The organism is Natrinema thermotolerans (genome assembly GCF_031165565.1).
GTDB classification, from domain to species: domain Archaea; phylum Halobacteriota; class Halobacteria; order Halobacteriales; family Natrialbaceae; genus Natrinema; species Natrinema thermotolerans.
In genome coordinates this window covers 3,338,278-3,355,252 of the sequence record NZ_CP101873.1, presented here as the reverse complement: position 1 = coordinate 3,355,252, position 16,975 = coordinate 3,338,278, and the positions used below count along the sequence as shown (strand labels likewise).

The window sequence follows — 16,975 nt, the reverse complement described above, 5'->3', positions numbered from 1 at the left end:
CACCGAACGGCCGACTCGAGCCGCCGCGTCCGACGTTACGTCTCGATCTCGCAGACTACGTCTCCGGTTCGCCGACGTCCCACGCGAGCCCGGCCAGTGCGGCGAACTCCGCCGGTGCCATCGCGTCGGGCCGTTTGCGGAGCAGCTCCTCGTCGGCCGCCTCGACGACCGCGTCCGGCTCGCCGAGTCCGGAGATGTGGGCCGTGTTCCGGATGGCGTTGCGGACCGTCTTCCGGCGCTGGGTGAACACGGCCTTGACGAACCGCAGGAAAAAGTCCTCGTCCGCGACCGTGTAATCGGGCTCGCGTGGGACCGCCCGGACCACCGCGCTCTGGACGGCGGGCTGTGGGTCGAACGCCTCTTTGGGGATCGACTCGACGAGTTCGACGTCGGCGTAGTGCTGGCTCGAGACCGAGAGCCGGCCGTACTCCGACGTTCCGGGCTCGGCGACCATCCGCTCGGCGAACTCCTGCTGGAACATCAACACGAGGGGCTTTTTCTCCGGAAAGAGCCGAAACGCGATCTCGCTCGAGACGCCGTAGGGGAGGTTCGAGACCGACGCGGTAAAGTCGGGGAGGTCGACCGCGAGGGCGTCGCCCTCGATCACGGTCAGTTCGCCGGCCGCGATCTCGTCGGCGAACTCCTCGCGCAGGAATTCGGCGAGGTCGCGGTCGCGCTCGACGACGGTCACCTCGTCGCCGGCCGCGAGCAGTCGATCGGTCAGCGCCCCCGTCCCGCCGCCGATCTCGAGTAACTGACTCGTGTCCGCATCGATCGCTTCCAGGTAGGTCGGCAGCCGGTCCAGCACCCGATCGTCGACGAGGAAGTGTTGATCGCGGTCCGGATCGCCCCGCACGCCCGCTCGGGCGATCAGCCCGTCTGGGTCTCTCATTGCCGGCGCTTCGGTCGGGCCGGGTGTAAACGCACCGTCTCGGACGCCCATTGGCAGTGCGGAAAACGGTCCCCACTTGACGTGCAACGGGCTGTCGGCCCGTGAACGGGCGGGGTTCGCGGACAGCGCCGTCGACCGCGGCTCGAGAAAACCGGTGGGTGGAATACGTGTGTTTTATAACCGTCACCGGACAAAGCGGGCGTACGACTATGCCGAAATCTAATGGCCCCCGTCAGGGAACCCGGAAAAAGCTCGCGAACGATCCTCGAGACCGCGGCACGTCGCCGCCACAGCGTGCCATTCAGGAGTACGAGGAGGGTGAGAAAGTCCACCTGAAGATCGACCCAAGCGTCGCCGACGGTCGCTTCCACCCACGATTCGACGGTCGCACCGGCGAAGTCGTCGGCAAACAGGGTAGCGTCTTCAAGGTCGCGATCAATGACGGCGGCAAGGACAAGACCCTGCTCGTCGCCGCGGCCCACATGCGCGCACAGAACCAGGAAAAGAGCCGGATCTAAGCAGGATGACGATCTTCAAAGAGATCGTCGACGAGGAGTTCCTGACGGTCTCGGAGACGAAGGAGCTGCTCGCCGACATCGAAGCCGAACGCGCGATGGACGAGGACCGCGAGCTGCGGTACGAACTCGCGCGAGCGATCGAACACGCAAACCGGTTTGCCGTCCTGGAGCCCGACGAGGCCCAGGCCCTGGTCGATGACCTGCAGGACTTAGAGAAGGTCGACGAGCCGACCGCGTACAAGATCGCCAACCTCCTGCCGCGCGACCGGGACGAACTCCGGTCGGTATACGCAAAGCAGCGCTACTCGCTGTCGGGGGACGAACTCGACGAGATTCTCAACGTCGTCGCGCAGTACGCCTGAACGCAGTTCGCCGTTTCCGTTCGGAGCGGTCCCGCCAGCGACGACCGGCGTTCGACGATCGCGACTAGCGTCAGCGCTCGAGGCCGCGTTTCCGCGTCGTTTTCAATCCTCGTGTAACTACCGTCGACTGGTATTTCCCGTCGCCTTTCCGTGGAAGGGGGACGAGGAATCCGGGCAGGTGGTGTCGGTCATGGACAGCGCTGAGGCGGAGACCGAACCGATGGGGACACACGAAACCGACTCGCTCGAACGGGACATCGGCCTTCTCGGAGCCACGGCGATCGGAACGGGAACGATGATCGCCGGCGGTATCTTCGTCCTCTCGGGACTCGCCGTCGCAAACGTCGGCGCGGCGGCGATCGTCTCGTTCGGGCTGGCGGCGATCGTGGCGTCGTTCACCGCGCTGACCTACGCCGAATTCGCGACCATCTACACGGTCGACGGCGGCGGCTACGCCTACGTGGCCGAGGTGTTCGATTCCGACTGGTCGTACGTGGTCGGCTGGCTACTGATTCTGGGCTACCCCGCGAGCGCGGCCTTCTACCTCGCGAGTTTCGCCAACTGGTTCGCCCGATTCGTACGGCCCGAGATCGCGCTCCCCGAGGCGCTCCCGTACTGGATCCCGGGGGTCGTCGTCCTCGCGGTTCTCGTTGGAGTCAACCTCGCCGGTGCCGAGGAGACGGGTCGATTCCAGATCGTCGTGACCGGGCTGAAGATCGCGCTTATCGGGCTGTTCCTGGTCGGCGGTCTCAGCGCGTTCGACGCGGACGTCGTTGCGTCGTCGCTTACGGCGAACGCCACGCAGTTCGACGACATCGCTCTGACCTCGGCGCTCGTGTTCATCACGTTCTTCGGGTTCGAAGCGATCGCCACGAGCGAGGGCGAGATCGAAGCGCCCGAGCGGACCGTTCCCCGGGCGATTTTCCTGAGCATCGCCGTCGTCACCGTCCTCTATGTCCTGGTAATCGTCGTGGTGGTGCTTGCGATCAACGACGGCAGCTTCCTCTCGTTTCTCGCCGAGCGAGCCGGGCTGTCGTCGTCCGGCGCTGCCACGGGGTTCGTCGCCGAACGCGGCGAGGTCGCGATGGCGCGGGCGGCCCAGTATTACCTCGGCGACGCCGGCTTCTACGTCTTCATCGTCGGCGCGTTGCTGTCGATGATCTCGGCCGCCAACGCGACCGTGCTGGCCGGCTCTCGAGTGAAGTTGGCGATGGCCAGACGCGATCACCTTCCGGAGCGGGTCCAGCGGATCAACCCACAGTCCGGCGTCCCGACGGTCGCGGTGGTGCTGACCGGCTGTCTCATCCTCGTTTTCTTCCTGCTGTTCGGCGTCGTCTTCGGCGCGTCTCCGGTCGGGGGCGGCGGTGCCCACGACCCCCTGCTCGGCCTCGAGTCGCTGGCTCACTTCGCGGACGTCATGCTCTTGGGCGGGCTGGTGTTCGTCAACGTCGCGTTGATTCGGTCCCGCCGGAAGGAACCCGACCGGGAGCGGCGGTTCCGAGTCCCGGGCGTGCCCTGGGTGCCGCTGCTCGCGATCGGCTCGAACCTCGCGCTGCTGGCGAGCGTCGAACTGACGAGTTTGGCACTGGGGACGCTGGCCGTCGTCGTCGGGATCGTCCTCTGGTTCGGCGTCATCGACTGACCGCGACGGCGTCGCACCGCGACCCCGACCGCGACGTCACGCGCCTTCCGTTCCCCCGAGCAACGTCGTGAAAGTGGGCCGACTCTTTAAGTACGACCTCGCCGTACCGTAAACCAATGAGCGAAGCTGATCGCGATGAGATGGACGTTCGTCGGGCGGTCGTGTTGGACTACCTCGCACACGGGCTGTCGGACGACGGCCGACCGCAGTACGCCAAGTCTCCGGCAGGGTACGCCGTCGGAATCGAGGACTTTCAGCTCTATCAGGTCGCCTTCGACGAGGACGAACGACTCACGATCGGCAGCGAGGTCGTCGTCGAACCGGCCGCCGAGCGCGACATCGTCACCGAGTGTCACCGCGTCGAGTACGAGGACCTCTCCTCGGGCGCGCAGTCGGAACTCGAGTACGTCGTCCAGGATCTGGTCGAGGAGAACGAACAGCGGTTCGTCGACTTCTACAACGACGCCCAGCCGATCACGCTGCGGCTCCACCAGCTGAACCTACTGCCGGGGATCGGGAAGAAACTCCGCAACGGCATCTTGGACGAGCGAAAGCGAAAGCCCTTCGAGAGCTTCGAGGAACTGTCCGAGCGCGTCTCGGGGCTGCACGATCCCGACGAGATCCTCGTCGAGCGTATCCTCGAGGAACTGCGTGACGACGATCTCAAATACCAGACGTTCGTGGGACGACGCGAACAGGAGCAAAACCAGTAAGCCGGTAGCGTTGGTTCTGTGGGGCGTCACCGCCTCGAGCAGCCGCGAGCGGACAAGCGACCTCGCTTCTGCAACCGACTGCGAGCAACGGCGTCCATAACAGTGATCCGACCGCGGGGCACTCGTAGGAGTATGGACGACGACCACGACAGTCGGATCGAGACTCGATCCATCCACGCCGGTCAGGAGCCCGATCCCGAGACGGGCGCACTGATGTCGCCGATTCACGCGAACTCCACGTACAAGCAGGACGCCCCGGGGGACCACCGCGGCTACGAGTACTCCCGTACCGGGAACCCCACGCGTACCGATCTCGAGGAAAACCTCGCGAGCCTCGAGAACGCCGAGTACGGCCGGGCCTTCGCCAGCGGGATGGCCGCGATCAACACCGTCCTGAACCTGCTCGAGGCCGGCGATCACGTCGTCACCGGCAACGACGTCTACGGCGGGACCCACCGCATCTTCACGCAGGTCTACGAGGACTACGACCTCGAGTTTTCCTTCGTCGACATGACCGACCTCGACGAGATCGAGGCGGCGTTCCGAGAGGAGACGGCACTGCTCTGGCTCGAGACGCCGACGAACCCGCTCATGTCGATCGTCGACATCGAGGGGGCGGCCGAGATCGCCCACGATCACGACGCGCTGTGTGCGATCGACAACACGTTCGCGACGCCGTACCTCCAGCGGCCCCTCGATCTCGGTGCCGACATCGTCTCCCACTCCCTGACGAAGTACCTCGGCGGCCACTCCGACGTCGTCGGCGGCGCCCTCCTGACCAACGACGAGACACTCGACGAGCGACTCGGCTTCTACCAGAACTCCGTCGGCGCGACGCCTGGCCCCTTCGAGTCCTTCCTCGTCCTCCGGGGCACCAAGACCCTGCCCGTCCGGATGGATCGGCACTGCGAGAACGCCCGCGCGATCGCCGAGTGGCTCGCCGACCACCCCGACGTCGAGCGGGTCTACTACCCCGGCCTCGAGTCCCACCCCGGCCACGAGATCGCCGCCGAGCAGATGGACGACTTCGGCGGCATGCTGAGCTTCGAACTCGACGCGAGTCTCGAGCAAGCGAGCGAGGTCGTCTCGAACACCGAGATCTTCACGCTCGCGGAGAGTCTCGGCGGCGTCGAGAGCCTGATCGAACAGCCAGCGCCGATGACCCACGCCGCCATTCCGCGGGAGGAACGGCTCGCGGCCGGCCTCTCGGACAGCCTGATCCGCGTCTCCGTAGGAATCGAACACGTCGACGACCTGATCGCCGACCTCGAGGGCGCGATCGACGCCGCACTCGCTTGAGTATCTACTCCCCGGACCGGGCCCGCCGGGCGAGTTGCGAGCGGAAGATCGGTTCGAACCCCTCGAGGTAGGCGCGCGCGTCGAACGACTCGGCGTCGCCGCAGGCGTCGAGCGCGGTCTCGAACTCGCGGTCCCACTGTTCGACGAAGGCGGTCTCGATACCGGACTCGCGGATCCGCTCGATCACGTCCGCGACGGCCGCGTCGGTCGGCTCGTTCCGGATCGCCCGCAGCTCCGCAGGTGAGACGAGTCCGGACTCGAGAGCCCGGACGGCGACGCCGGAACTGTAATCTCCTTCGGCGAGTTCCCGCTCCCAGGTAGCGAGCCAGTTACCGATCCGTGCCATTCGCTGGCCGTGATCGACGACGGTCCGGAGCGTCGAGAGGTCGCGCGGATCGAACGCGCTCGCGTTCGCGATGTCGATATCGGCGAACGGAAAGAGCATCATGTTGTAGACGTCGTAGGTCAGGAGTTCGCGCTCGCTGGCGAGGCCGGGCTGGCGGGCCAGCAGCGCCGAGTAGTCGACCGACTGGAGCGCCTGTCGAACGTCGAACCGAAACAGGGCCTCGAACTCGGCGGCGCGCGGACCCGCCCGAAACTGCTTGCAGAGCGCGTCCCAGAGCTCCCGCTGGAACCGGACGTAGTCGCCGTCGACATCCGCTCGCGACGGGTCGGCAGCCCGGGCGTCGAACGGCACGAGGCGGAGTTCCTCGAGGGTCGCGCGGTCGCCGTGGCGTTCGGCGACGTCGTCGATGACCGTGATGAACATCGTCGCGAGGACCTTCGCGTCGTGGACGCGCTGGCCGGCCCCGTCGTCGACACAGGACAGTCGGAACGCCGGTTCGACCGCGTCGAACCACAGCCACGTCGACCGGTCACGGTCGCCGATCCGCTCGTCGTAGGCGTCGGCCAGCGGCCGAACCGTCTCCGAAAGGGTCCGCTGTGGCGCATTCGAGAACGGGTCCGATTCGACCTCGAGGGGAGAACTTCTCGATTCGAGTTCCATTACCGATAGTTTTGTCTCCCGAGCTAAAGTATTTTATTGCAAACTATTGCAGTTTAGTATCTTTTTGAGTGACGGACGCCGTGGCGGTCGGAGGCGAACGATCTTTCGTGGTCGCCGTCGACGACTCGAGCATGGCGACTGATGAACGCGACGCGGGCGTCCACGTGCTGCCGCTGACTGTGGAGTACGGCGGTCGGGAGATAACCATCACGCCGACGCTCGTCGAGACCGAGCGCGGTCCGATCCTGATCGACGCCGGCCCGGAGGGGGCCCGCGAGGGGATTCGAACGCACCTGCGGTCGCTCGGCTACGAACTGACGGACGTCTGGCTGATTCTGGTTACGCACCACGACGGCGATCACGCCGGCGGCCTCGCGGCCTTGCTCGAAGACGTCGATGCGGTCGTCGCGACCCATCGGGCGGAAGCGCCGTACGTGTGCGGCGAGCGCGAACCGATCAAGGGCGACGGCGACCGGTATCCGCCGGCCGATGTCGACATCGAACTAGCAGATGGCGTTCGGTTCCCGACGCTGGCCGGGCCGATGGAGGTCGTGGCGACACCGGGCCACGCCCCCGGCCACGTCTCGCTGTACCTCCCCGAGGGGAACTTGCTGATCGCCGGCGACGCGCTCGTCGCGGACGGTGACGAGCCGCTATCCGGGCCAAAACCCCACTTCACGCCGGAGATGGAGCAGGCGACCGAATCGGTCGGGCGGCTGGCCGATCGCGAGATCGACCACGTGGTGTGCTTTCACGGCGGTTACGTGGATCGGGGGACCGAGCGGATTCGGGAGATCCACGAGGAGTTGCGAGCGTAAGGCGACCGCGTCGGACCCGAATCGGGTCGTTACACGGGGCTCGAGGGACCGAAGCGGAATTCTCATCGGTGTCGGTCGCGTAGGGACGCCCAATGCGACTCGAACTCCGCGTCTGCCAGCACTGTCTCGACGGCGATCACGGCAACGAGAAGCGGACGGCCCTGCTCAACGATATGGTAAACTGCGCCGAACAGATCAAGAAACACAAGGAGGTCATCGACCTCGACGAAGTCCACATCCGCAGGGTCAAAGACGACGAACCGGGCAAACCAGCGGCGCTGCCGGTCGTTTCGGCGACGATCCAGAACGATCAGGTCGTATTGAACGACACGCAACTCGTCGCGGAGGGCCAGGACGGGAACATGCTGCTCTATGCGAACCCCGACGACGTGTTGACCGTCCTCGCGGGGAACCTAGACGAGATCAGCAAGGCCGTCACCGAGGACGTGACCGTCGACCTCTCGCCGATCGGCGCGGAGATCGTCTCGGAGGCCGATCTCGGTGCGAACCGCGAGCAGGAGCAGTAAGGGCGGTCGAACCCGGCACTGCCGCTCCGCTGTCATCCGTTTTCACGCCGTTTTCGCCGGCGTCGGCTCGAGCGTTGCCGGCCCCCGTCTCGGACGGAGAAATCGACAGTGCCGTGGCTCGCGACTGACAAAAACAGCCGAAAATCGGCCAGTGACCGGTTATATCCGGCCGACGTTCTCGACTTCGACGCTCTCGACGCCGTCGACGTCGCCGAAGTTCTCCTCGACGGTCTCCGTGCCGCCCGAACCGTCAGGGACGATCACGGTGGGGTAGAGCGCGACGAGCCCGAACGCGACGTCGTCGCGTTCGACGCCGTTGATCTTCGCACCCTCGGGGAGGGCGCTCTCGAGGCGCTCCTGGAGCGCGTCGAGGTCGATTTCGGGGCTGTCCGGCATGACCTTGATTTTGGCGGCTACCTTACCCATTGTTACGGACCCATGAACCCGCAGTCGGGGCACTCGTAGAGGTTGCTCTGCTTGCGACACTTGGCACAGCGGTAGATCTGCTCGCCGCAGTCGGGGCATTTGAACGCGGCGGCGTTCGTGCCCGCGATGTTGAGCCCACAGGAGACGCAGGAACGCGTCTCTCGGTCGTCGGTCGTACTCATATCCATCCTTTCCCGCCCGCCGTTTTTAACGGTTGTCTTTCCACGTTCCTCGCTGACTGGCAAGAAGTACCATGACTCACAAACCGGTTCGGAACGGCGTCCGAACACAGCCGCGGCGTTTTCCGACTCTGAAAACGCACTGGCGGCTATTTTATGTCCCCGTGTGATGGTTGGGATGAGGTTCGGTTACTCGACGCCCGACCGAACCTCTGCCTCTGACATTCTGTTCGGACACGTCATCGAAAGCGTGCCGACCGCCGGCCCGAACGACGAACATTCAAACCGGTGCCGGCCCTACGTCGACTGAATGCGCCTCGACGACTACATCGAGGAGTTAGAGCCCGACGAGGAGGCCGAGCGTCGCCGCCTCGCGAAGGAGAAATCCTACGCGATCACGGACCACTTGGAGGAGTTCGAACGGCAGTTCGACGACGCGCTGAGTGGCGACACGCTCGTCGGGTCGACCGCGCCCTCGATCTTCGTCGGGCGGTCGAACTACCCCGATATCCCCGTTGGGCTGCTCTCGCCGGTCGGCAACGAGGGCGACGCCGAGGAGTACGTCACCGACGGCGACTGGTACCGACAGGGGTACGCGATCGATGACGTCCTCCAGCGCCGGACCGGCCTCCTGAACTCCAACAAGCGGGCCAACGTCGACTCGCCGTCGATCGCGAGTCGACTGACGCCGTCGGTCCACGACACGTGGGACGGCTTCGTCGGCGTCCAGCGGGAGGTCGCCATCGCCGACCGCCCGGTCGATCTCGAGATCGGACTGGACGACACGCCCGACCTCGGACTGGACGCGGGAACGGACGTGGCGACGCCGCGCGGTCCCCGAGCCAACGCCCGGAACGCGGACCTCACCGAGAACCCCCACGTTCCGCGGCCGGTCAAGAAGACCTTAGAGGACGACGACTGGCAGGCCGAGGGCGCGATGACCTACCTCTATCGCCGGGGGTTCGACGTCTACGAGATCAACTCGATCCTCTCGGCGGGCGCGCTCGGGCAGACGAAACAGCGCCGACTCGTCCCGACGCGGTGGTCGATCACGGCCGTCGACGACACCGTCGGGAAGTTCCTCCGCGGGCGCATCCGCAACGCGCCCAGCATCGACGAGGTGCAGGTCTGGGCCAACGAATACGTCGGTAACCGCTACTGGATCGTCCTCGCGCCGGGCAACTGGGAGTTCGAACTCGTCGAGATGAAAGCGCCGGGCAGCATCTGGAACCCAAACCCCGAAGACGACCTCTGGATGGCCAGCGCCTCGGAGGGGTACGAGGGCCGCTCGAGCTACGTCGAGGAGACCGCCGGTGCCTACTACGCGGCCCGGCTGGGCGTGTTGGAGTACCTCGAGTCGATCGGCCGGCAGGCGAAGTGTCTCGTCCTGCGGGAGGTAAGCGACGACTACTGGGCTCCCGTCGGCGTCTGGCAGGTCCGCGAGAGCGTCCGCAACGCCTTCGAGGGCCAGTACGGCGAGGCCGAAACCTTCCACGACGCGGTCTCGGAGGTCGCGACGCAGTTGCCGGTGTCGCTCGCCCGACTGCGCCGCAAGTCCGAACTCGCGGCCGGACTGCAGGCGAACCTGAGCGCCTTCTCGAGTCGAACCTGAGCGCCGAACAGCGCGGTTCTCGACCGGCGATCGTCACGGGGCGGTTCTCGTATCGATGTGAGCGAGCGCACGCGATCCCATCGTTCGATCTGCCGTCCCGAAAATAACTGTGAACGTGACTTATAGCAGCTGCTGAATGTGGTCGCTGGTAGCATTGTGCATGCTCTGTAGTAATGAATCGTTCAGTTTTTATGCCCCAAATGCATAACTCGGCCGATGACATTCGACTTCACACCGACGACGATCGACGACATCGCGCCCGAACGGCGGCCGTCGTTCGCGCTCGCGCTCGTTCCGGTCTTCGCAGTCGTCGCCTTCCTCGGGGTCGGATCGGCCGTCCTCGGGCTCGATCCGCACGTCCCGCTGCTGTGGAGTATCGTCTTCGTCGGCGCGTTCGGCATCTATCTCGGCTACGACTGGCCCGAACTCTCCGACGGCGTCGCAAACGGCCTCCTGATGGGGATCCAGGCGCTTTTGATCATCTTTACCATCTACGCGCTGATCGCCACCTGGGTCGAGGCGGGAACGATCCCGGCGATGATGTACTACGGCCTCGAACTGCTCACGCCATCGGTCTTCCTGCCTGTCGCGGCGATATTGGCGGCCGTCGTGGCGTTCTCGATCGGCTCCTCGTGGACCACGGTCGGGACGCTCGGGGTCGCGTTCGTGGGAATCGGCGCGGGGCTGGGCGTCCCCGCACCGATGACCGTCGGCGCGGTCATCTCGGGCGCCTACGCCGGCGACAAGCAGTCGCCGCTGTCGGACACGACCAACCTCGCGGCCGGCGTGACGAACACGCCGCTGTACGACCACATCCGTCGCATGCGAACGGGAACGGCCGTCGCCTTTGGCCTCTCCGTGGCCGGGTTCGCCGTTCTCGGACTCCAGGCCGCCGGCGAGATCCCGACCGACCGCGTCGTCGAGATCCAGACCGCGATCGCGGGCGCGTACGACCTCTCGGTCCTCGTCTTCCTGCCGCTCGTGGTCACCTTCGGGCTCGCGCTCTATGGCTTCCCCGCGCTCCCGACGCTCGTCGCCGGCGTCTTCGCCGGCGTCATCACCTCGATCGCAGTTCAGGGAACCGGCTTCGTCGCCGCCTGGGAAGTCTTCATGAGCGGAACCGCTCCCGAAACCGGCACCGATCTCGTGAACGACCTCCTCGCGACCGGCGGGCTCACCGGCTCGGCCTGGACGATCACCGTCGTCGTCGCCGCGCTCTCGCTCGGGGGCCTCCTCGAGCGGACCGGCGTTCTCGCGGTGCTGGCTCATCGCCTCTCGCAGGGCGTCCGCAGCTCCGGAAGCCTGATCGCCGGCACCGGCGCGTCGGCGATCCTCGTCAACGTCCTGACCGCACAACAGTACATGAGCATCGTCCTGCCGGGGCTGACGCTGCGGAACCTCTACGAGGAGTTCGACCTCGACAGCGAGGAACTCTCGCGGGCCGTCGAGGCCGCCGGGACGCCGACCGGTGCCTTGCTCCCCTGGCACGCCGGCGGCGTCTTCATGGCCTCCGCGACCGGCGTCCCGACCCTCGAGTACGCGCCGTTTTACCTGTTCGGGCTGTTGTCGCCGCTCGTGCTGTTCGTGATGGCGTTTTCCGGTCTGGGCGTGCCGACGACCAGTCGGCGCGAGCAGCCCCACTACGCCGACTGAGCGCGTTTATCGCTCCGTCTCGACGATCGGAGACTCCCGTTCGATCTCGGTTCCGGACTCGGTCGAGACCGGCTCGAGACGGCGGTTCGCGACCCGCAACGCGGCACCGAACGCGCCAAGGATCACCGGGCCGGCGAACAGGCCGACGATGCCAAACAGCGAAACCCCGCCGATGACGCCGAGCAAGGCCAGTGCCGGATGGAGTCCGGACCGGCGATCGACGAGGATCGATCGGAGGTAGTAGTCGGCGACGGCCAGCACGACGAGCCCATAGCCGAGCAGGACGGCCCCGCTTGCCGGCCCGTCCGCGGTCGCGTGGGCGATCGTCACCGGTCCCCAGACGAGCCAGACACCGACCGTCGGCAGGAACGACGCGAACAACAGGACCACCGCCAAGACGGTGGCGGAGGGCACGCCGAGCAGAGCCAGCCCGATCCCGCCGAGCGTTCCCTGCACCACCGCCACGAGAACGTGACTGCGAAGCACTGCCCACGTGACCGTGTGGACCTCAGCGAACAACTCGTCGAGGACGGCCGACTCGAGCGGGACCGTCCGGCGCAGCCAGGCGAGCAATGCGGGCCCGTCGACGAGCAGATAGTACAGCAAAAACACGAACGCGACCGTTCCGATCGCGACGTCGACGGCCGTCGAGAGGAGCCAGACCGACTGTTCGAGCGTGACGTCTACGACGTTGGACACCATCTCCTGAACCCGTGCCTGCAGTGCCGATTCGACGACTGCCACCGACTCCGCTTCGATACCGAGTTCGGTACGTGCCATCTCGCTCCCGTACGCGGTGACCCCCTCGATCGAGACGTTCTCGAGCGTCGAGGCAGTCGTTCGAACGACGACGAGCGAGACGAGCGCGAGCGGCACGAGGCCGGCGACGATCACGAAGGCAGTCAGTGCGAGCGCGGCGAGACGCTCGCCGAGCCGCGGTGCCAGCCGTTCGTACGCGGGTCGGAGGACGACCGCGAGCAGGCAGGCACCGAGGACGTACTCGAGCAGCGGGCGGACCAACAGGGCGGCGACGCCGGCGAGGATGGAGACGAGGAGGGCGAAAAACGTCGTCCGGGCGTCCATACGCAATCCTCACGGCTGGCGGCCATAAGTGTTGGCGTTCTATACTGTTAGCCGCGGCGAAAGGATCGTTAGATCGGGAGCGGGAGTGCCTCGAGGACGTTCAGGACCGGGGTCGGATCGAACAGCGGCTCGTGAATCACCAACCAGTCCAGTAAGACGAGCCCGCCGCCGTGGGCGACCACGGAGGGGAGAATCGAGTCTGAGGTGTAGTCGACGGCACCGAACAGGACGTCGGTCGGCCCCGACAGCAGGAACTCGATCGGCGGCTTCGACGTGTGGTGAAGCATGTAGACGACGGGGCTGATGAACACCGCACCGAAACCCAGTTCCCTGACCCCGACACACAACAGCCCCCGATAGTAGGTCTCGGCGGCCAGTGCGAGGACGAACAGCTTGATCGCGTGGGGGATGAACGCGGCCGGCGCGGCCGACGTCTCCCAGATCGGGTAGTACGCGCGGATCGTCGGCAACGTCGAGCCGACGAGATAGAACGGCAACACGAACAGTCCGAGCAGGGCCGCGTTCCTGACCGCTGTCCGGTCGACCCGCCACCCGACGTGTCGTCCGTGGGACAGCCCCAGTGCGAGCGGCCCACCGATCAGGAGGACGCCATCCACGAGGAGTCGATCGTCCAGCCCGTCGGGGACGAACCGCATCCACAGGGCCGTCAGGAGCGCTCCGAGCAGTAACGACTTCTGTACCCAGGAGAGGCTCAACCGCTGGCGAAGCCAGCGCACAGCGCGTCGATCAGACTCGGATCCCACGGTGTTACTCGTCGGCGGTCGGAATCGGGCCGGTTCCGATCACGTCCCGGACGTGGCCCTCGAACTCCCGTTTGCGCTGGAAGTACGTTTCGTCGACTGACTCGAGGATAGTCGATAGCTCGCGGGGGCCGTCCGGCGTCCGAACGACCGACTCGCCCTCCATTCGCTCTACCTCGCTTTTCTCCTTGGGCCAGGTCAGCCGCGAACTCACGCGGGCAAGCGGTGCGCCCTCGACGGGCGTGTGTGATCCGAGTTCGACGGCTGGCTCCGCGTCCTCGTCGTCGTCGCTCATGGCCAGTCGTTTGCGAGCGCAGTGATTCAAGCTTTCGCTTCCACGGGTCACGGGAGCGGGTACACGGCCGTAATGGGAGGTCGACAGAACGCGGTGCGATCGGGATGGCCACCTGGCGACCCGGCTGGATACCCACTCCGTACAATACCCGCCGATCCGTCGACGACCCTCGATCCCTCTATGATCCGAAAGGTGTCTGACGTATCGTTTTGTGGTAGGACATCGAACGGGCTCGTATGACTAGCCTGACGGAGGTCTACGACGGGACCGCATCGGGGGTGACGAGTCGCCGGCTGTACGCCGGCACGACGCTCGTGATCCTCGGTGCGATCCTGGCCGTCGTGGCCGTCCTTGCGGCCACGACCGACCTCGTCGGCGGATACGCAACCGCTCTCTCGAGCGGGATGGCGGCCCAGTACGCGACCGTCCGCGCCGCGGGGGTGTTGGCCGGCCTCGCCGTCCCGACGGCCCTCGTCGGCGTCTTCATCGTCTTGCCGGCCAGCCGTCGCGTGCAGGCCGCGGCCGCGATCAGCGTGAGCCTCTGCCTGCTCGGGGTCGCGCTCTTCTGGTACGCCTACCCCCACCACTGGCGGAACTACGGCCAGCAACTGACCTTCGAGGTCTCGGTGGTCTACCTGCTCGGACTCCTCCCCGCGATCTGGTGTCTGTTCGCCGCCGTCGCTACGTTCAAACGGCGCAACGATCCCGGCGGGAACCTCGAGATGAACGTCACCCGCCACAACAGGACCGTCGTCGAAGTCGAGGAGAGCAACGATGACGGCGGCCTGGGCGGGATCGGCTTCCTCGGCGGGACCCCCGACGGTGACGTCGAGACACAGACCAACGCGGACGCCGACGCGGACGGCACGTCGCTGTCCTACGAGGAGGCCCCGGCCGACGGCCGGACTACGACCCGATCGGCGACCGCGTCGCGATCGACCGGCGGTACCGGGCGAACCGTCGGCACTGCGACCAGCGACGGCGGCTCGGCGGCCTCGGACATCTCCTCGCCGCTCGAGGGGGGCGACGCCGAGATCGTCGAGTCCGAGTCCACCGGTCCGACCGAGCCGACGGACCGCTACTGCGGGAACTGCGAACACTTCGAGTACGTTCGCTCCTCGGAGGGAATGGTCCCCTACTGTGCCCGCCACGAGACGGCCATGGACGACATGGACGCCTGCGAGGAGTGGACGCCGAACCGGTAGCTCGCTCCCGGCCGCATCGCTCGAGAACGGAAGCTATCTTGATACAGCGAGAGAATCCCGCCGTTTACGGCGGGCGTGAATCGCGTACGCTTCGCTGAGATGCCGCCACGTTACTGCTGATCATGAGTCTCAACAGGTATCGTCAGTTTCACTTCCACTGTGGATGGCTCCCCTTCAATATATCCCAGTTCGAACACCAATTCAGGCGATGAAGCGAACCAACACGTTTGCCGTGCGACCGCTCACCGACGACGACGAGCAGGTGCTACGGGGCCTGTTGGACGCTTCCGCCGCTCTCTGGAACGAGATCAATTTCCAGCGCCTCATGCGCTACAACGACGAAGACGGCTTCGAGGGCGACGTGTGGGACGCCAATACCGGCATTCTCGAAGGCAAATACAAAGCCGTTCTCGGTGCGTCCACCGCCCAAACTGTACGACGGGCAAACACCGAAGCGTGGCGCAGTTTCTTCGGGAGCAAGAAGGCGTATCATGACGAGTCGAACACGTCTGTCGCGGAACACCCGGAACCACCGGGCTTCCGTGGCAACAAAGACGATGGACGTCTCCTCAAAGGCGTCGTCCGAAAGGACGCATACACTGTCGAATGGGGCGACCGCTCCCGACTTGAGATGGTCGTCGGAGAACAACTCCGAGATAGGCACAACAGCCCGAAAAGCCGTCTTCGGCTCGAAATCGTTGGCGAGCCCAGCTGGCCCGACTACGAGGATCAAGGCCGGTTAGAATTGTGGTACGACGAGACTGATAGCACCTTCCGAGCTTCGCAACCCGTGACTGTTTCTTCCGGTTCACGGGATACTCCACTAGCCGATGAGAAGGCCGCTCTGGACATTGGTGCGAACAATCTCGTTGCCTGTACCACGACGACCGGCGAGCAATTCCTGTACGAAGGCCGCAAACTGTTCGACAGGTTCCGCGAGACGACACGAGAAATCGCCCGATTGCAGGCGAAACTCGAAGACGGTCGATACAGTAGCAAACGTATCCGGCGGCTGTACCGGAATCGAACCCGTCGCCGCGATCACGCCCAAGAGGCACTGTGTCGTGACCTGCTCGAACGACTGTACGATGAGGGCGTTGATACCGTGTATATCGGTGGGTTGACCGACATACTCGAAACGCACTGGTCAGTCGAGACGAACGCCAAAACGCACAACTTCTGGGCGTTCAAGCAGTTCACCGAGCGACTGACCTGTACCGCCGAGGAATATGGTATCTCGGTCGAGGTTCGCTCGGAAGCGTGGACCAGTCAGGAGTGTCCGCAGTGTAGTTCGACAGACCGAACGACACGGCATCAGGATACGCTCACCTGTCCGTGTGGATTCGAAGGGCATGCTGATCTCACCGCGTCAGAAACGTTCCTGAGACGGCACGCAGAGCAAGCACAAGCAGTCAGGCCGATGGCACGGCCCATGCGGTTCAAGTGGGACGACCACACCTGGTCGGGGATACCACACCCTCACGAACGTCCCAACGAACAGCGCACAGACCCGAGTACCGTCTACGGGGACGGGAATGTTGCCTCCGGCGAGTCTTAGACCGGCTGAGACTCCCACGGAGGAAACCCCGGCGTTCACGCCGGGGAGGATGTCATACTCGCCGCGGATCGATACCATCGATGGCATGTCGTGGCCCCTCCTGTTCGTCGCCGGTTGTTTCGAGATCGCGTGGGCGATCGGACTCGCGTACTCCGACGGCCTCTCGCGGCCCGTGCCCACGCTCGTGGCCGGGGTCGCGATGCTCGTCAGCGTCGTCCTCCTCGCGCGGGCCGTCGAAGAGCTTCCAGTCGGGACGGCCTATGCGGTCTGGACGGGTATCGGGGCCGTCGGGACCGCATCGCTCGGAATCGTCCTCTTCGACGAGTCGGCGACGCTCGCTAGAATCGGGTTCATCGGCCTGATCGTCGTCGGGATCGTCGGGCTCCATCTCGTCAGCGGCGGGCCGTGACGGTGGGATAGAGAAGC

At 65.5% G+C, this 16,975-nt stretch carries 19 protein-coding genes; 12 read left to right on the top strand and 7 right to left on the bottom strand.

All coding sequences use genetic code 11. The annotated features are described in order from the left end of the window. Nucleotides 1-55: 55 nt before the first annotated feature. Complete coding sequence (locus tag NP511_RS17165; protein ID WP_049966430.1) at nucleotides 56-892, bottom strand: 16S ribosomal RNA methyltransferase A; 837 nt, start codon at nucleotides 890-892, stop codon at nucleotides 56-58. 209 nt (nucleotides 893-1,101) lie between these two features. Here NP511_RS17165 and NP511_RS17160 point away from each other — a divergent pair, with 209 nt between their 5' ends. The 5 genes from NP511_RS17160 to NP511_RS17140 all read left to right on the top strand — a co-directional run bounded on the left by NP511_RS17160 (nucleotide 1,102) and on the right by NP511_RS17140 (nucleotide 5,426). Further along, nucleotides 1,102-1,410 carry a 50S ribosomal protein L21e gene (locus NP511_RS17160; RefSeq protein WP_006179483.1) on the top strand — a complete coding sequence of 103 codons (309 nt, stop codon included), beginning with the start codon at nucleotides 1,102-1,104 and terminating at the stop codon, nucleotides 1,408-1,410. A gap of 5 nt (nucleotides 1,411-1,415) precedes the next feature. After that, entirely contained in the window at nucleotides 1,416-1,772 is a 357-nt protein-coding gene (locus NP511_RS17155; RefSeq protein ID WP_006179484.1) for an RNA polymerase Rpb4 family protein, read from the top strand. A 190-nt stretch (nucleotides 1,773-1,962) separates the two neighbouring features. After that, nucleotides 1,963-3,414, top strand: coding sequence for an APC family permease (locus tag NP511_RS17150; protein ID WP_211249116.1), 1,452 nt, complete (start codon nucleotides 1,963-1,965; stop codon nucleotides 3,412-3,414). Nucleotides 3,415-3,530: 116 nt separating this feature from the next. Next, nucleotides 3,531-4,127: a DUF655 domain-containing protein gene (locus NP511_RS17145; protein WP_006179486.1), complete on the top strand. Its 597-nt coding sequence runs from the start codon at nucleotides 3,531-3,533 to the stop codon at nucleotides 4,125-4,127. A 132-nt stretch (nucleotides 4,128-4,259) separates the two neighbouring features. Next, on the top strand, nucleotides 4,260-5,426 hold the full coding sequence (locus NP511_RS17140) for a cystathionine gamma-synthase (RefSeq protein WP_049966428.1): 1,167 nt from the start codon (nucleotides 4,260-4,262) through the stop codon (nucleotides 5,424-5,426). A 4-nt stretch (nucleotides 5,427-5,430) separates the two neighbouring features. Here NP511_RS17140 and NP511_RS17135 read toward each other — a convergent pair whose 3' ends face one another. Further along, nucleotides 5,431-6,432: a hypothetical protein gene (locus NP511_RS17135; protein WP_049966427.1), complete on the bottom strand. Its 1,002-nt coding sequence runs from the start codon at nucleotides 6,430-6,432 to the stop codon at nucleotides 5,431-5,433. Between the two features lie 131 nt (nucleotides 6,433-6,563). On the opposite strand from NP511_RS17135, the gene NP511_RS17130 reads away from it, so the two are divergent. Further along, nucleotides 6,564-7,250 carry an MBL fold metallo-hydrolase gene (locus NP511_RS17130; RefSeq protein ID WP_049966913.1) on the top strand — a complete coding sequence of 229 codons (687 nt, stop codon included), beginning with the start codon at nucleotides 6,564-6,566 and terminating at the stop codon, nucleotides 7,248-7,250. Nucleotides 7,251-7,342: 92 nt separating this feature from the next. Continuing rightward, nucleotides 7,343-7,777 (top strand): hypothetical protein, encoded by a 435-nt coding sequence (locus NP511_RS17125; protein WP_006650455.1) that lies wholly within the window; start codon nucleotides 7,343-7,345, stop codon nucleotides 7,775-7,777. 159 nt (nucleotides 7,778-7,936) lie between these two features. On the opposite strand, the gene NP511_RS17120 is transcribed toward NP511_RS17125, so the two are convergent. Further along, a complete protein-coding gene (locus tag NP511_RS17120; protein WP_006179491.1) occupies nucleotides 7,937-8,203 on the bottom strand; it encodes an elongation factor 1-beta in 267 nt (88 codons plus the stop codon). Nucleotides 8,204-8,205: 2 nt separating this feature from the next. Continuing rightward, a complete protein-coding gene (locus NP511_RS17115) occupies nucleotides 8,206-8,385 on the bottom strand; it encodes an HVO_2753 family zinc finger protein (protein ID WP_006179492.1) in 180 nt (59 codons plus the stop codon). A gap of 307 nt (nucleotides 8,386-8,692) precedes the next feature. Between NP511_RS17115 and nreA the strand changes: the two genes are divergently transcribed. Both nreA and arcD read left to right on the top strand, forming a co-directional pair. After that, nucleotides 8,693-9,994, top strand: coding sequence for a DNA repair protein NreA (nreA, locus tag NP511_RS17110; protein WP_049966426.1), 1,302 nt, complete (start codon nucleotides 8,693-8,695; stop codon nucleotides 9,992-9,994). Between the two features lie 216 nt (nucleotides 9,995-10,210). Further along, nucleotides 10,211-11,647 carry an arginine/ornithine antiporter ArcD gene (gene arcD / locus NP511_RS17105; protein WP_049966425.1) on the top strand — a complete coding sequence of 479 codons (1,437 nt, stop codon included), beginning with the start codon at nucleotides 10,211-10,213 and terminating at the stop codon, nucleotides 11,645-11,647. A 6-nt stretch (nucleotides 11,648-11,653) separates the two neighbouring features. Here arcD and NP511_RS17100 read toward each other — a convergent pair whose 3' ends face one another. From NP511_RS17100 to NP511_RS17090, 3 genes are all read right to left on the bottom strand, one after another. Continuing rightward, on the bottom strand, nucleotides 11,654-12,730 hold the full coding sequence (locus NP511_RS17100) for an AI-2E family transporter (protein WP_049966424.1): 1,077 nt from the start codon (nucleotides 12,728-12,730) through the stop codon (nucleotides 11,654-11,656). A 68-nt stretch (nucleotides 12,731-12,798) separates the two neighbouring features. Continuing rightward, nucleotides 12,799-13,494, bottom strand: a complete 696-nt coding sequence (locus NP511_RS17095; protein WP_049966423.1) for a CPBP family glutamic-type intramembrane protease — start codon at nucleotides 13,492-13,494, stop codon at nucleotides 12,799-12,801. A 4-nt stretch (nucleotides 13,495-13,498) separates the two neighbouring features. Then, nucleotides 13,499-13,786 (bottom strand): DUF5789 family protein, encoded by a 288-nt coding sequence (locus NP511_RS17090; RefSeq protein ID WP_006650451.1) that lies wholly within the window; start codon nucleotides 13,784-13,786, stop codon nucleotides 13,499-13,501. 236 nt (nucleotides 13,787-14,022) lie between these two features. Between NP511_RS17090 and NP511_RS17085 the strand changes: the two genes are divergently transcribed. The 3 genes from NP511_RS17085 to sugE all read left to right on the top strand — a co-directional run bounded on the left by NP511_RS17085 (nucleotide 14,023) and on the right by sugE (nucleotide 16,958). Further along, on the top strand, nucleotides 14,023-14,991 hold the full coding sequence (locus NP511_RS17085; RefSeq protein ID WP_049966422.1) for a cell division protein CdpA domain-containing protein: 969 nt from the start codon (nucleotides 14,023-14,025) through the stop codon (nucleotides 14,989-14,991). 208 nt (nucleotides 14,992-15,199) lie between these two features. Continuing rightward, nucleotides 15,200-16,549: an RNA-guided endonuclease InsQ/TnpB family protein gene (locus NP511_RS17080; protein ID WP_049966421.1), complete on the top strand. Its 1,350-nt coding sequence runs from the start codon at nucleotides 15,200-15,202 to the stop codon at nucleotides 16,547-16,549. Nucleotides 16,550-16,634: 85 nt separating this feature from the next. Next, nucleotides 16,635-16,958: a quaternary ammonium compound efflux SMR transporter SugE gene (gene sugE, locus NP511_RS17075; protein WP_049966420.1), complete on the top strand. Its 324-nt coding sequence runs from the start codon at nucleotides 16,635-16,637 to the stop codon at nucleotides 16,956-16,958. Nucleotides 16,959-16,975 lie beyond the last annotated feature (17 nt).